At 63.6% G+C, this 12,674-nt stretch carries 17 protein-coding genes and 1 other RNA gene; 8 read left to right on the forward strand and 10 right to left on the reverse strand.

Annotation, left to right across the window (positions count from 1 at the left end):
- Positions 1-30: 30 nt before the first annotated feature.
- Both FJ936_RS31290 and FJ936_RS24820 read right to left on the reverse strand, forming a co-directional pair.
- A complete protein-coding gene (locus FJ936_RS31290; protein WP_348643169.1) occupies positions 31-219 on the reverse strand; it encodes a hypothetical protein in 189 nt (62 codons plus the stop codon).
- Between the two features lie 233 nt (positions 220-452).
- A complete protein-coding gene (locus tag FJ936_RS24820) occupies positions 453-881 on the reverse strand; it encodes a helix-turn-helix domain-containing protein (protein ID WP_181166287.1) in 429 nt (142 codons plus the stop codon).
- A gap of 166 nt (positions 882-1,047) precedes the next feature.
- Here FJ936_RS24820 and FJ936_RS24825 point away from each other — a divergent pair, with 166 nt between their 5' ends.
- Positions 1,048-2,844 (forward strand): chloride channel protein, encoded by a 1,797-nt coding sequence (locus FJ936_RS24825; protein ID WP_141907120.1) that lies wholly within the window; start codon positions 1,048-1,050, stop codon positions 2,842-2,844.
- Positions 2,845-2,846: 2 nt separating this feature from the next.
- On the opposite strand, the gene FJ936_RS24830 is transcribed toward FJ936_RS24825, so the two are convergent.
- From FJ936_RS24830 to FJ936_RS24845, 4 genes are all read right to left on the reverse strand, one after another.
- Positions 2,847-3,071, reverse strand: coding sequence for a ribbon-helix-helix domain-containing protein (locus tag FJ936_RS24830; protein WP_015317259.1), 225 nt, complete (start codon positions 3,069-3,071; stop codon positions 2,847-2,849).
- Positions 3,068-3,265, reverse strand: coding sequence for a DUF4169 family protein (locus FJ936_RS24835; protein ID WP_140789257.1), 198 nt, complete (start codon positions 3,263-3,265; stop codon positions 3,068-3,070). The genes FJ936_RS24830 and FJ936_RS24835 overlap by 4 nt, the downstream gene beginning before the upstream one ends.
- An 11-nt stretch (positions 3,266-3,276) precedes the next feature.
- The gene (locus FJ936_RS24840; RefSeq protein ID WP_023782673.1) at positions 3,277-3,813 is read right to left on the reverse strand and encodes an SspB family protein; all 537 of its coding nucleotides are present in this window, start codon (positions 3,811-3,813) and stop codon (positions 3,277-3,279) included.
- A gap of 146 nt (positions 3,814-3,959) precedes the next feature.
- Complete coding sequence (locus FJ936_RS24845; protein WP_140789259.1) at positions 3,960-4,649, reverse strand: TetR/AcrR family transcriptional regulator; 690 nt, start codon at positions 4,647-4,649, stop codon at positions 3,960-3,962.
- Positions 4,650-4,833: 184 nt separating this feature from the next.
- Here FJ936_RS24845 and FJ936_RS24850 point away from each other — a divergent pair, with 184 nt between their 5' ends.
- Complete coding sequence (locus FJ936_RS24850; RefSeq protein ID WP_140789261.1) at positions 4,834-6,039, forward strand: multidrug effflux MFS transporter; 1,206 nt, start codon at positions 4,834-4,836, stop codon at positions 6,037-6,039.
- Positions 6,040-6,141: 102 nt separating this feature from the next.
- Here FJ936_RS24850 and FJ936_RS24855 read toward each other — a convergent pair whose 3' ends face one another.
- The 3 genes from FJ936_RS24855 to ssrA form a co-directional block, all read right to left on the reverse strand.
- On the reverse strand, positions 6,142-6,579 hold the full coding sequence (locus FJ936_RS24855) for a VOC family protein (RefSeq protein WP_140660947.1): 438 nt from the start codon (positions 6,577-6,579) through the stop codon (positions 6,142-6,144).
- Positions 6,580-6,669: 90 nt separating this feature from the next.
- The gene (locus FJ936_RS24860) at positions 6,670-7,236 is read right to left on the reverse strand and encodes an AAA family ATPase (protein ID WP_140789264.1); all 567 of its coding nucleotides are present in this window, start codon (positions 7,234-7,236) and stop codon (positions 6,670-6,672) included.
- A 106-nt stretch (positions 7,237-7,342) separates the two neighbouring features.
- Positions 7,343-7,703, reverse strand: a transfer-messenger RNA (tmRNA) gene (gene ssrA, locus FJ936_RS24865).
- Between the two features lie 168 nt (positions 7,704-7,871).
- Between ssrA and FJ936_RS24870 the strand changes: the two genes are divergently transcribed.
- Together FJ936_RS24870 and FJ936_RS24875 are read left to right on the forward strand one after the other, a co-directional pair.
- Positions 7,872-8,183 carry a DUF2853 family protein gene (locus tag FJ936_RS24870; RefSeq protein ID WP_015317265.1) on the forward strand — a complete coding sequence of 104 codons (312 nt, stop codon included), beginning with the start codon at positions 7,872-7,874 and terminating at the stop codon, positions 8,181-8,183.
- Positions 8,184-8,356: 173 nt separating this feature from the next.
- The gene (locus FJ936_RS24875; RefSeq protein ID WP_140714944.1) at positions 8,357-9,151 is read left to right on the forward strand and encodes a thymidylate synthase; all 795 of its coding nucleotides are present in this window, start codon (positions 8,357-8,359) and stop codon (positions 9,149-9,151) included.
- Here FJ936_RS24875 and FJ936_RS24880 read toward each other — a convergent pair.
- On the reverse strand, positions 9,129-9,371 hold the full coding sequence (locus FJ936_RS24880; protein ID WP_141907121.1) for a molybdopterin-binding protein: 243 nt from the start codon (positions 9,369-9,371) through the stop codon (positions 9,129-9,131). The genes FJ936_RS24875 and FJ936_RS24880 overlap by 23 nt on opposite strands.
- 153 nt (positions 9,372-9,524) lie before the next feature.
- On the opposite strand from FJ936_RS24880, the gene modA reads away from it, so the two are divergent.
- The 4 genes from modA to FJ936_RS24900 all read left to right on the forward strand — a co-directional run bounded on the left by modA (position 9,525) and on the right by FJ936_RS24900 (position 12,590).
- The gene (gene modA, locus FJ936_RS24885; RefSeq protein WP_015317268.1) at positions 9,525-10,319 is read left to right on the forward strand and encodes a molybdate ABC transporter substrate-binding protein; all 795 of its coding nucleotides are present in this window, start codon (positions 9,525-9,527) and stop codon (positions 10,317-10,319) included.
- Positions 10,320-10,360: 41 nt separating this feature from the next.
- Positions 10,361-11,065: a molybdate ABC transporter permease subunit gene (gene modB, locus FJ936_RS24890; protein ID WP_141907122.1), complete on the forward strand. Its 705-nt coding sequence runs from the start codon at positions 10,361-10,363 to the stop codon at positions 11,063-11,065.
- Entirely contained in the window at positions 11,062-12,174 is a 1,113-nt protein-coding gene (gene modC / locus FJ936_RS24895) for a molybdenum ABC transporter ATP-binding protein (RefSeq protein ID WP_140615711.1), read from the forward strand. The genes modB and modC overlap by 4 nt, the downstream gene beginning before the upstream one ends.
- 74 nt (positions 12,175-12,248) lie before the next feature.
- Positions 12,249-12,590, forward strand: coding sequence for a winged helix-turn-helix domain-containing protein (locus FJ936_RS24900; protein ID WP_140615713.1), 342 nt, complete (start codon positions 12,249-12,251; stop codon positions 12,588-12,590).
- The last annotated feature ends 84 nt before the right edge of the window (positions 12,591-12,674 follow it).

Consider the following 12,674-nt stretch of genomic DNA (forward strand, 5'->3'; position numbering starts at 1 on the left):
CCGGCCGTTCTTGACATGGTTCTATTCAGGCTACTCGTCCAGCATCCGATAATGGCCCACCACTGTCATCACGTCACGATGCGGAGGGTCGACGCAGCGATCCCTGATGCCACTCTGAAAAGCCTGGAAGGCGGCAAGCCCTGTGATGAGGTCGGCATGCCCGTCGGTTTCGGTCTCGACGAGATGGACGAAAGTGCCATTGCCGGAGCGCCAGGTCATGTAGCGAACGCCTTCCGGCGATTTGCCGCGCAGTTCCTCGAACACTGCCTTGACGAGGCGCTCGTTCTCGTCGGCCCGGTCCGGCTTCGTCTGTAGCGTATCAAATCGCGTTTCATCGCATTGGCTCCCTTGGCTGTCGCCTGTCCAAGACGCCGCGGCCAGGCCAAAGGATTCGGATTCCGGAAAAATAGTCCGGTGAAAAAAATAGTTCAGTATCGGCCCGATGCTGGACGTCAGTCCTGGCTCCGGTCGAGCAGGCGCCGCAGCATGGGTTCGATGCGCGAGAGCTCGTCGAGATGCGCGGCCGACAGTTCGGCCAGGCAATCGTCGGCGCGTTCGGTCAGCCGCAGCAGCACGCGGCGGTGGTCGTCCTTGTCCTGGTCGCGTGCGACCAGTCCTGCCTCGCCGAGGCGGTTGACCAGTTCGACGGCGCTGTGGTGGCGGATGCGCAAGCGTTCCGCCAGGTCGCCGACCGTCACCGGCCCGCCGCCGGGATATCCCTTGATCGCCAGCAGCGCCTGGTGCTGGCGCGGTGTCAGGCCGGCGTCCTCGGCCTGCACCTGGCTGAATTCGAGGAAGCGGCGGATGAGGTAGCGGAACTCGGACAGCCGCTGGTAGTCCGACTGCCTGATGGCGGGGCGTGGTGTCTTGGGCTGCGTCATATCGGAGATGTCTTCGTTTTCCGGTGAAAGCTCAAACGAAATTTCGAGCGAAAGCCGCTTGAACAGATATATCGTGTTACGATACATACCCGGCCGACAACCGGCTGGCCACTTCGACCGTGCCGCAGAACTCCAGACACGGCCGCCGCCAGGAAGCAAAGCCACCATGAAGACCCATAACTCCAGTCCCGATCACCTCCGGGATTTCACCACGGATGCCCGAGTGTTGCTCGTCGCCGCGATAGCGGTGGTGGTGGCGACCGCCGGGCTGTTTGCCGGCATCGCGCTTCTGAAGCTGATCCGGCTCGCCACCAACATCGCCTATTTCGGCCAGTTCTCACTTGCCGAGCTGAAGCTGCAGGACACGCCGCTCGGGCTTGCCGCCGTCATCGTTCCGGTCCTCGGCGCGCTCATCATCGGCCTGATGGCGCGCTACGGCAGCGAGAAGATCCGCGGCCACGGCATTCCCGAGGCCATCGAAGCGATCCTGCTTGGGCGCTCCAGGCTCGACGCCAAGGTGGCGATCCTGAAGCCGTTGTCGTCGGCGATCTCGATCGGCTCCGGCGGGCCGTTCGGCGCCGAGGGTCCGATCATCATGACTGGCGGCGCCATCGGCTCGTTGATCGCGCAGATGCTGCCGGTCTCGGACAACGAGCGCAAGACATTGCTGGTGGCGGGAGCGGCGGCCGGCATGACCACCGTGTTCGGCACGCCGATCGCGGCCATCATGCTGGCGGTCGAATTGCTGCTGTTCGAATGGACGCCACGCAGCTTCATTCCCGTCGCGGTGGCGGCCATCGTGGCCGAGGTGGAGCGCACCATGCTGCACATGCCAGGGCCGATCTTTCCGTTCGCGGGCAACATGGCTATCTCCTTCGTCGGCCTTGGCGGCTGGGTGCTGGTCGGCATCTGCGCCGGCCTGTTGTCCGGGCTGCTGACGCAGATGGTCTATGCCTGCGAGGACGGCTTCCAGAAGCTGCCGATCCACTGGATGTGGTGGCCGATGCTCGGCGGCCTGGTGGTCGGCATAGGCGGCTTGATCGACCCACGAGCGCTCGGCGTCGGCTATGACAACATCGCCGACATGCTGGGCGGCCGCACGATCGCCACCGCGGCGTTGCTGCTGCTGGTGGTCAAGGCCATCATTTGGTCGGTTGCGCTCGGCTCGGGGACTTCGGGCGGCGTGCTGGCGCCGCTATTGATCATGGGGGGCGCGATGGGGGCGGTGCTTGCCGGCATCCTGCCGGCGGCGGACCCGGGCTTCTGGGCACTGCTGGCGATGGCCGCCACCATGGGCGGCACGATGCGCGCGCCGCTGACAGCCACTTTCTTCGCCGTCGAGCTGACCGGCAACACGCATGTGCTGGTGCCGCTGATCGCGGCTTGTGCCGCGGCGCACGCAGTCACCGTGCTGCTGATGAAGCGTTCGATCCTGACCGAGAAGATCGCCAGGCGGGGGCACCATCTGGTTCGCGAATATCGCGTCGACCCCTTCGCGCTGACCAGGGTGCGCGAGGTGATGACGGCGCAGGTCGAGAGCGTGCCGGCAACGATGACGCTGCATGGTGCGGCCGCCTTCCTGACCGCGCCGGAAACCCGGCATCCGAGTTTTCCCGTGGTCGATGAAAACAGGCAGGTGCTCGGCCTCATCGATCCGCCGGCGATCCTGCGCTGGCGCCGTGCCGGCAAGCACCGGACGACGACACTCGGCGAGCTGCTGGCTGGAAGCAAGGTGACGCTGGCCCATCCCGACGAATATCTGGAAGGCTTGTCGGACAAATTGCTGACCGCCAATGTCTCGCATCTGCCGGTCGTGGCGCGTGAGGATGGAAGGTTGGTCGGCTATGTCGGCTGGAAGGATCTGATGCGCGTGCGCTCGCGCAAGCAGGCCGAGGAGCGTGAGCGCTCCACCTTGCTCGGCTTCGGGCGCGGGAAAAAGGCGGATCCGGTCGAGGGTGCGTAAGTTCAGGCGCTCGTCGCGCGCTTCGCCCACTCCAGGACATGCAGTCTGAGCGCCGAGGACAGGTTGGTGTCACGGGGCCGGGTCTCGTCGATTTCGGCGACAAGGGCGGCGAGCGTCAGCTTTCTGGTCGCCGCGATGGCGACGAGATCGTCATAGAAGGGCTTTTCGAGGGAATAGCTGGTGCGATGGCCGCGAATGGTCACCGAGCGCTTTTCGACAGCGCTCATTGATCGTCAGGCCGGGTGGGCTTTTCGCGGTGATGGCCCGCGACAAACCTTTCACTCTTGTCGGCGATCAGGCGGTCGCGTTCCTTTTCGGCCTTGGTGCGACCGTGCAAGGCGCGATTCCGGCTAGCGGTTTGTGCCTTGTCGTCCCGCGCTCTCTGCTTGCGAGCCTGGCGGAGATTGACGATGTCGGCCACGGACCGCGAGCCTATTTCTTGCGGAAGGCGTCGAGCGAGACCACTTCGGCGCCCTTGGTGCCGGCATCCGCGGCGGTTGCCTTCTTCTCCGCCTCGGCGGCGGCCTTCTTCTCGGCCTTCGGCTTCTTCTCTGAGACGATGGTCAGCGGCTCGGGCGCCGGTGCTGCCGGTTCCTCGTCGGGCTGCGCATCGGTCTTGACGTCGAATTCGAGCTCGAAATTGACCGAGGGGTCGTAGAAGCCGCGCACGGCCGAGAACGGGATTTCCAGTTTTTCCGGCACGTCGGAGAAGGAGAGACCGACCTCGAAACCGGTGTCGGTCACCTTCAGGTCCCAATACTGGAACTGGATGACGATGGTCATCTGCTCGGGATAGCGCTCGCGCAGCCGCGACGAGACGCGCACGCCCGGCGCGCCGGTCAGGAAGGTGATGAAGAAATGATGGTTGCCGGGGAGGCCGGTGCGCGCGACCTCTGCCAGGACCTTGCGCATGACGCCGCGCAACGCCTCCTGGGCCAGAATGTCGTAGCGGATGTGGTCGTCGGCCATGAGGTGGTCGGGTTCCGTTGAATCGTCCGCATAGCTGTAATCAAGCTTGGGCGCGGCGTAAACCTGATATAGACCGCCGCCGCGCCGAAGCGAGGACTATTGCAAACGATTTGATCGGCAAGGCGGTTTGGCGGCAACGCCAAATGTTATGCGTTAGCCAGCGCAGCGTGTCTTTTGAGGCTGGTCGGGGAAGGGCGCTTGCCGAAAGCGCGCAGGAAGGTGCGCACGCCGTTTTTCGCCGATTGCACCACCTCGTCCTCGCCCGGCGTGCCGCCGAGCATGAAGGTGGTCTGCAATTCGGCATTGACGAGGCCGAGGAACTGGCGCGCCGCGACGTCGGGATCGTCGATCGCGAGATAGCCGCCATAGGCAAGGCGGGCGAAGCGGGCGGCGATCGCCGGCCATGTCCTGCCGGGTCCCTGTTCGCGCCATTCGGCAAAGAGCTCGGGATAGCGCTCGCCCTCGGTCTGGATCAGCTTGCGCAGGAATTTTCCGTCGCGGTTGCAGATGCAGTTCTGGTTCAGGCGCACGGCAAAACCGATCAGGTCGGCCTCAAGATCCCCAGGCTGATCGGGGAAGGTGGCGATGGTGGCGAAAATGCCGGCGTTGCAGCGCTCGGTCAGGTCGCGCACCACCGCGATGAACAGTTTTTCCTTGTCGCCATGGTGGTTGTAGACCGTCTGGCGCGACACGCCGGCCTCAACCGCGATCAGGTCGATATTGGCGCCGGAGAAGCCTTCGCGGCAGAACACGCCGGCAGCGGCGTCGACGATCGACAGGCGCTTGGCCTCGTGGCCGCGTGGCGGGAAAGTGTCAGGAGAAACGCCCGGTCTCATGAAAATCTATATAGAGGTGATTGACGATTTAGACAAGGCTGTCTAAATTTGTGGACACGATATAAGGGGATTTCGCTCCGAAGACGAATAAATTTGCTCCAGGAGTAGGAAACCCAGGGGATGGAACGTCCTAGGGTCAGACGTCGCCTGGCGGCGGCAACCAGATTCGAAAGAAGCCAATATCATGAGCCCCAAATTCCTCCGCATCGCGGTCGTGCTCGGCCTGTTGTCCGCCATCGGCCCGTTCGCCATCGACATGTATCTGCCCGCTTTGCCGTCGATCGGCACCGATCTGCATGCTGGCACCGCCGCCGTGCAGATGAGCCTTTTGATCTTCTTCCTGTCGATGGGCTTCGGCCAGATCGTCGTCGGGCCGATCTCAGACATGGTCGGCCGCAAGCTGCCGCTCTATGGCGGCCTGGCGCTGTTCATGGCCGGCGGCATCGGCTCGGCAATGGCGCCGACCATCGAGTGGCTGATCGCCTTCCGCTTCCTGCAGGGGCTTGGCGCCAGTGCCGGAATGGCCATTCCGCGCGCCATCGTGCGCGACCTGCACACCGGCAACGAGGCCGCCAAGCTGATGTCGCTGCTGATGCTGGTGTTTTCGGTGTCGCCGATCCTGGCGCCGCTGACCGGCAGCCAGATCATCGAGAATTTCGGCTGGCGCGCCGTGTTCTGGACCGTGACCGGCGCGGCGGTGCTTGCCACCATCCTGCTCGCGACTTCCCTCAAGGAGACGCGGCCGGCGGAAGAACGCGTCGGGTCCTCCTTCGGTACCGCCCTTGCCGGCTACCGCTTCCTGATGGGCGACCGTAATTTCCTCGGCCTGGTGGCGATAGCCGGCTTCGGCATTGCGAGCTTCTTCGTCTATCTGTCGAGCTCGTCCTTCATCCTGATCGACCATTACGGGCTGTCGCCTTCGGTCTACAGCGTCTTCTTCTCGATCAACGCGGTTGCCTTCATCGGCATGTCGCAGTTGACGGGCCTGCTTTCCGGACGGTTCGGACTGAAGCGCGTGGTGTGGGTAGCGGTGACCGGCTACGCGACGACGATGGTTGTGCTGTTCGCGATCATGGTGACGGGCGTCGATCGGCTTGACGTGATGGCGGCCCTGCTGTTCGTCGGCTACGGCTTCCTCGGCTTGGTCATCCCGACCACATCGGTGCTGGCCATGGAAGAGCATGGCGAGATCGCCGGCACGGCGTCGGCGCTGATGGGCACGCTGCACTTCGCCATCGGCGCGCTCGCCATGGGCGTCGCCGGTGCGTTCTTCGACGGCACGCCGCTGCCCATGGTCGCCGGCATCACGCTCTGCGCGGTGATCTCGTTCGCACTGGCGAAGGTCACTCTTGGCCGTTCGCGCGAAGCGGTCGAAGCGCCGGCGGAATAGAAATCCTCAATGAACCAGGAGAGGCCGGGTCGATCCCGGCCCTCTTTGTGTCGAAGCCGGCGTTTGCCCCCGGGTTGACGACCGCGCTCTGGCTGCTGACGCTCAGCTGAGTTCCTGGGCGAGGCCGATGAGAAGCCCTTCAGGCCCACGGATGTAGCAGAGCCGATACACGTCCTTGTACTCGACCACTTCGCCTACGAGTTGCGCGCCGCGCGTGCGGAGCCTTTCAAGCGTGTCGTCGATGTCGTCCACGGTGAACATGACGCGGAGGTAGCCCAGGGCGTTGACCGGGGCGGTCCGGTGATCCGCGACGACAGGCGGCGCGAGGAAGCGGGAGAGCTCCAGCCGGCTGTGGCCGTCCGGCGTGCGCATCATGGCAATCTCGACATGCTGGTCGCCCAGTCCGGTGACACGTCCGGCCCATTCTCCTTCGACCGTGGCCCGCCCTTCGAGCTCGAGGCCGAGTTCGCGAAAGAAATCGATCGTCCCTCCGAGGTCTTCGACGACGATTCCTACATTGTCCATCCGCTTGAGCGCCATGTTTTCGATCTCCAGGGGGTGTCGTTTCAGTTTACAGGGTATCGCCTGGTCCAACAACGCACAGGAATGGCCGGACCCGTCCGACCCTCTTTATGTCCGCGATGTCAGCGGCAATCCAGCAGCGTCGAGGAGGAAGCGTACACGCTCTTCGACTGGCGCAGGCGGCAAGGTCACCAGTTCGTAGCCGAGTTCGGCATAGACGCCGGCCACGGACTGGCAAGTGCGCTCGGCCTCGTCGAGGGTTTGCTTGCGTTCTTCGTCCTGGGTGAAGATCTCCGGCCATGGCGGGGCGACGAAGACGCGACGCGCATAGCGGAATTCCGTGGCGGCACTGGTGAGGTGATCCGGCACCGGCAGGCCGCAGAGCCTGAGATAGCCGATCGTGTCCGGCACGCCGCGATCAAAGAAGACCGGACCGGCCAGCTCGCGGACCGCACGGTACGAGCGCATTTCCCACGACAGCATCAGTTCGGCGAACAATGCGCGATCGCTCCAGGGCAGGGCGGTTCCACCAATGGCGGATTGGTCGCGGATGATGCCGCGCCCGGCCTCGGCGGATGTCGCAAAGCCCGCCTGCCGCAAGGCTTCGATCAAGGTGGTCTTGCCGGAGCCGGGGCCGCCGGTCAGCACGAAGAATCGATCGGAATTGTTTTGCATTTTGTCCATGGAGAAAGGGCACGCAACGCAGCGGCTTCGCAGCCGTGGACGTGCGAAGTCTTGACGGCAGGAACCGTTGTGCGTCACGCAAAATGAAAGGGGGAGAAGTGGAGGTTTCTGTTGCCAGGTACCTCCGAACCCCGCCTAGAAGTGCGAACCCCTAGGGCTTGATTTGAAGCTATCGCACTGCATTAAGCAGCGAGACGTGCTTCCGCATAGTTGTCGTTGGCAACTATAAGTTTAGCCCGATGACGGTGGTACAATGCCGGGCAAAAGTACGATCTTTACACCTTCGTCGATCCTATTTCGCCCCCAGCAAAAACCGCTCTGTCCTCAACAGCGGCTTTTGGTGGAGGCGCCGGGTACCGCCCCCGGGTCCGAACGGCTTATTTCATCGCCCATTTATCGCCATAGTCGGTCAAGCCGACAAAACGAATATAGGGGGGCTTGCGCGGAAATGAAAGGCCGCAATGGTGCTTTGTCCCTGTGTCAAATCGCGACGCGAAGGGTTGACTTGGGCGCGGTCTCAACCGAAGCTTTGCGGGCGGTGAGGAGTTACCGACCTAGCGCACAAGTTGCGAAGCGCGCCACAGCCCTCATCGATCGGATCCGTGGCGCCGACGAGGGGAATTCTGATGGCCGACTATCTTGCGGATGTGAAGAAATATGACGCCGCGGCAAGCGCCGATGCGGTCGAAAAAATCGTCAAGCACCTGGGCATTGCGCTGAGGAACCGCGATTCCTCGCTGGTGTCCTGCACGGATCCGAAGGAATTGGCGCGGGTCAAGGAGAGCTGGGTGGCCAAGAAGCTCGGCGTCAGCGACGGGGCGAAAGCCGACGCCGCGATCGAGAAGACCTGCAAGGCGATGCACGCCGACAACACCAAGAACCGCGTGACCTTCTACTATCTGGTGGCCAAGGACCTGGGCAAGCTCGGCTCTCTCTGAGACCTTTGGTTACTCATTCTGGCGGCCGGCTGGCGATTTCCGCGCTTCCGGTTCGCCGGGGAGGATTCTTGGCAGGCTTCGTTCCCTGCTGAATGGGGACGATCTCAGACAAGCGTGGCGTCGGCGCCTATATGCGCTATGATCGACGAATTCCCGAATCGAGCCCGGAACCGATGCGCCAGTATCTCGACCTCCTGCAGCATGTGCTGGACAACGGCGCCGATCGCGGCGACCGCACCGGCACCGGCACGCGCTCCGTCTTCGGCTACCAGATGCGCTTCGATCTGGCTCGCGGCTTTCCGGTCACCACCACCAAGAAGCTGCATCTGAAGTCGATCATCCATGAACTCCTCTGGTTCATGGCCGGCGACACCAACATCAAGTACCTGACCGACCACGGCGTTTCAATCTGGGATGAATGGGCCGACGAGAATGGCGATCTCGGCCCGGTCTACGGCAGGCAGTGGCGATCCTGGCCAGACGGCCATGGCGGCTCGATCGACCAGATCGCCAATCTTCTCAAGGAGATCCGCCGCAATCCTCAATCGCGGCGGCTGATCGTATCGGCCTGGAATCCCGCCGAGGTGGAAGCCATGGCGCTGCCGCCTTGCCACTGCCTTTTCCAGTTCTACGTGTCCGAGGGCCGGCTTTCCTGCCAGCTCTACCAGCGCTCCGCCGACATCTTCCTCGGCGTGCCGTTCAACATCGCGTCCTACGCGCTGCTGACGCTGATGGTGGCGCAGGTGACAGGGCTGAAGCCGGGCGATTTCGTGCACACGCTTGGCGACGCGCATCTCTACTCGAACCATTTCGAGCAGGCGCGCGAACAGTTGCGGCGCACGCCAAGGACCCTGCCGACGATGTGGATCAATCCTGAGGTGAAGGACCTTTTCGCCTTCCGCTTCGAGGATTTCCGGCTGGAAAACTACGTCGCCGACGCGTCGATCAAGGCGCCCATCGCGGTCTGAGCCGCGGCTTTCCGTCGATGCCGACCATCACGTCCGAGGCCTTGACCACGTCGTAGGCCTGCTTGCCCTTTTCGAGCTTGAGGTCGGCGACAGCTTCATTGGTGATCGAGGCGGTGACGATGATGCCGCCGCCGATGTCGATGCGGACATGCGAGGTGGTGGCTCCCTTGACGATTTCGGTGATCGTTCCCTCGAGCACGTTGCGGGCGCTGATCTTCATTGCAGTTCCTTTCGCGGCGGCGGTCTTATCAGAACAATCATGCAGCGCCGGATCGAGTTTCAGCCGGCCGGGCCTTCCCTTGTTATATCCATGCGGATATATCGGTCTACAGGCTTCGAGCCAACCGGAGTTTGAACCCAGGGAGAGTTTTCGATGACACGCAAAGGTTTCGGGTTGAGGATGATCGCCATTGGCGGCTTTGCGGCGACATTGATGGCGGCAATGCCGGCAGCGCACGCGGAAGACAAGGTCGTGGTGTTCGCGGCGGCCAGTCTCAAGGACGCGCTCGATGCGGTGAACAAGGCCTGCGAAGCCGATGTCGGCGAGGCCGCGACCGTTTCCTATGCCGCGAGTTCGGCATTGGCCAAGCAGATCGAGGGTGGGGCGCCGGCCGACGTCTTCATCTCCGCCGATCTCGACTGGATGAAATATCTCTCCGACAAGAAGCTGACCAAGCCCGACACGGAAGTGAAGCTGCTGGGCAACGAGATTGTGCTGGTGGCGCCGAAGGATTCGACGGTCGAAACCAAGATCGAGAAAGGCTTTGACCTCGCCAAGCTCGTCGGCGATGGCAAGCTTGCCATGGGCGACTTCAAGGCCGTGCCGGCCGGCAAGTACGGCAAGGCGGCATTGGAATCGCTCGGCGTCTGGTCCTCGGTCGAGGGCAAGGTGGCACAGGCCGAGAATGTCCGTGCGGCGCTGAAGCTGGTTTCAACTGGTGAGGCCGCCCTCGGCATCGTCTATGCCACCGACGCGCACGCCGAAAAGGGCGTCAAGGTGGTCGGCACCTTCCCCGAGGATTCACATCCGCCGATCATCTATCCGGTTGCCCAGACCGCCGATTCGAAGGACAAGGATACGCTGGCCTTCCTGAAGTGCCTGCAGTCCGCCAAGGCTGGCGCGCTCTTTAGGGAACAGGGTTTTACCGTGCTCACGCCCAGCAACTGAGTCGGCGAGCAACTGAGTTCGAAAAGGCCCGATACCGCACTATGAGCTGGCTGCTGGACCTCACTCCCGACGAATGGAATGCGGTCCGGCTGTCCATCAAGGTGGCGACGGTGGCGATGCTCGCCAGCCTGCCGCCGGGCATAGCGATCGCGCTGCTGCTTGCCCGGGGGCAATTCTGGGGCAAGACGCTGCTCAATGGGGTGGTGCACCTGCCGCTGATCCTGCCGCCCGTGGTGACCGGTTATCTCCTGCTTTTGACGTTCGGCAAACGCGGCCCGGCCGGCGCCTTCCTCGCCGAACATTTCGGCGTCGTCTTCTCGTTTCGCTGGACGGGTGCCGCCCTTGCCTGCGGTGTCATGGGCTTCCCCCTGATGGTGCGGGCGATCCGGCTGTCGATCGAGGCGGTGGATCGCAAGATGGAGGCGGCGGCGGGAACGCTCGGCGCTAACCCGCTGTGGGTGTTCGGCACCATCACGCTGCCGCTGATCCTGCCCGGGCTGATCGCCGGCGCCATCCTGTCCTTCGCCAAGGCGATGGGCGAGTTCGGCGCGACGATCACTTTCGTCTCCAACATTCCTGGCGAGACGCAGACGCTGCCGTCGGCGATCTACACTTTTACCCAGGTGCCGGGCGGCGACGAAGGGGCGCTGCGACTGACGCTGATCTCGATCGTCATCTCGATGGCGGCACTGGTCGCATCGGAAGTGCTGGCGCGGCGGGTCGGGCGGTGGATGGACATCGAATGAGCGTCCTTGTCGACATCGGCCACCGGCTTGGGGATTTCGCCATCGATGCCCGCTTCGAGAGCGCCGGACGGCTGACGGCGCTGTTCGGGCCGTCCGGTTCCGGCAAGACGACGCTGATCAACATGATTGCCGGGCTGATCCGGCCGGACAAGGGGCGCATCGAGGTCGATGGCCGCGTGCTGGTCGACGCGGGTGCCGGCATTTTCGTGCCAAGGCACAAACGCCGCATCGGCATGGTGTTCCAGGATGCGCGCCTGTTTCCGCATATGAGCGTGATGAGCAATCTGTGCTACGGCCGCTGGTTCACGCCGGCGGCGGAACGCTATGCGGACATGGACGCCGTTGTAGAATTGCTGGGCATCGGCCCGCTGCTTGGGCGACGACCGGCAAAACTCTCGGGCGGCGAGAAGCAGCGCGTGGCGATCGGCAGGGCGCTGCTGGCCAGCCCCAGACTGCTGCTCATGGACGAGCCGCTGGCCTCGCTCGACGAAGCGCGCAAGGCCGAGATCCTGCCCTATATCGAGCGGCTGCGCGACGAAACGAAGATCCCGATCGTCTATGTCAGCCATTCGGTCGCCGAGGTGGCGCGGCTGGCGAGCGACGTCGTGATGCTGGCGCGGGGCAAGGTCACGGCCAGCGGCCCGACCGACGCTGTCATGCAAAGGCTCGACCTGTTGCCGGTGGAAGAGCGCGGCGAGGGTGGCGCCGTGCTGGACACGAAGGTGCTGCGTCACGAGGAGGCTTTTGGAATGACCGTGCTTGGCTCGGCCGCCGGCGAGATCCGCGTGCCGCGTCTTGGGATGAAGGCCGGGGCTCCCGTGCGTATCCGCATTCGCGCTCGCGACGTGATGATCGCTGCGGAGAAACCGACGGGCCTCAGTGCCCTCAACATCCTGCCCGGCACGATCGTCGCGATCAGTCCCGGCGAGGGGCCGACGGTCGAAATCGGCATCGACTGCAATGGGGCAACGGTGCTCGCCCGCATCACGGAACAGTCGCGGCAGGCGCTGAAGCTGCGGCTCGGCGGCAAGGTTTTCGCGGTGGTCAAGACCGTGAGCTTCGATCGGGGAAATACCGGCGCCGGTCTGCCGCTCGACGTCGATGGCTGACAGCGGCGGCGATTGGCGCTATATTGTTTTGGAATAACGGTCGCGGAAGCTGAAGCGGTCGCGGAGGAGCAAAAATGCCGTCGCTGAGCTTGCGGATAAATCTCGATCCGGACGGACGGATCGGTCCTGGCAAGATCGAGCTTCTGGAGCACATCGCCACCTTCGGTTCGATCTCGGCCGCCGCGCGCGGCATGGCGATGTCCTACAAGCACGCCTGGGACCTGGTCGAGGACATGAACCGGGTGTTCGGCAAGCCGCTGGTGGCGGCGCAGACCGGCGGCCGCAAGGGCGGCGGCGCGCAACTGACGACCGTCGGCCTGGCCGTGGTCAGCCGTTTTCGCGCCATCGAGCGCGCGGCGAGTGCGGCCGCGGCAACGCATATGGACGCGTTGCAGTCGGAGATTGAGGCGGGATAGGGGAGTAAGTGAGTAGTGAGTAGTGAGTAGTGAGTAGTGAGTAGTGAGTAGTGAGTAGTGAGTAGTGAGTAGTGAGTAGTGAGT

The sequence above is a fragment of the Mesorhizobium sp. B2-4-13 genome (genome assembly GCF_006658535.1).
In the GTDB taxonomy this organism is placed as follows: Bacteria; Pseudomonadota; Alphaproteobacteria; order Rhizobiales; family Rhizobiaceae; genus Mesorhizobium; species Mesorhizobium australicum.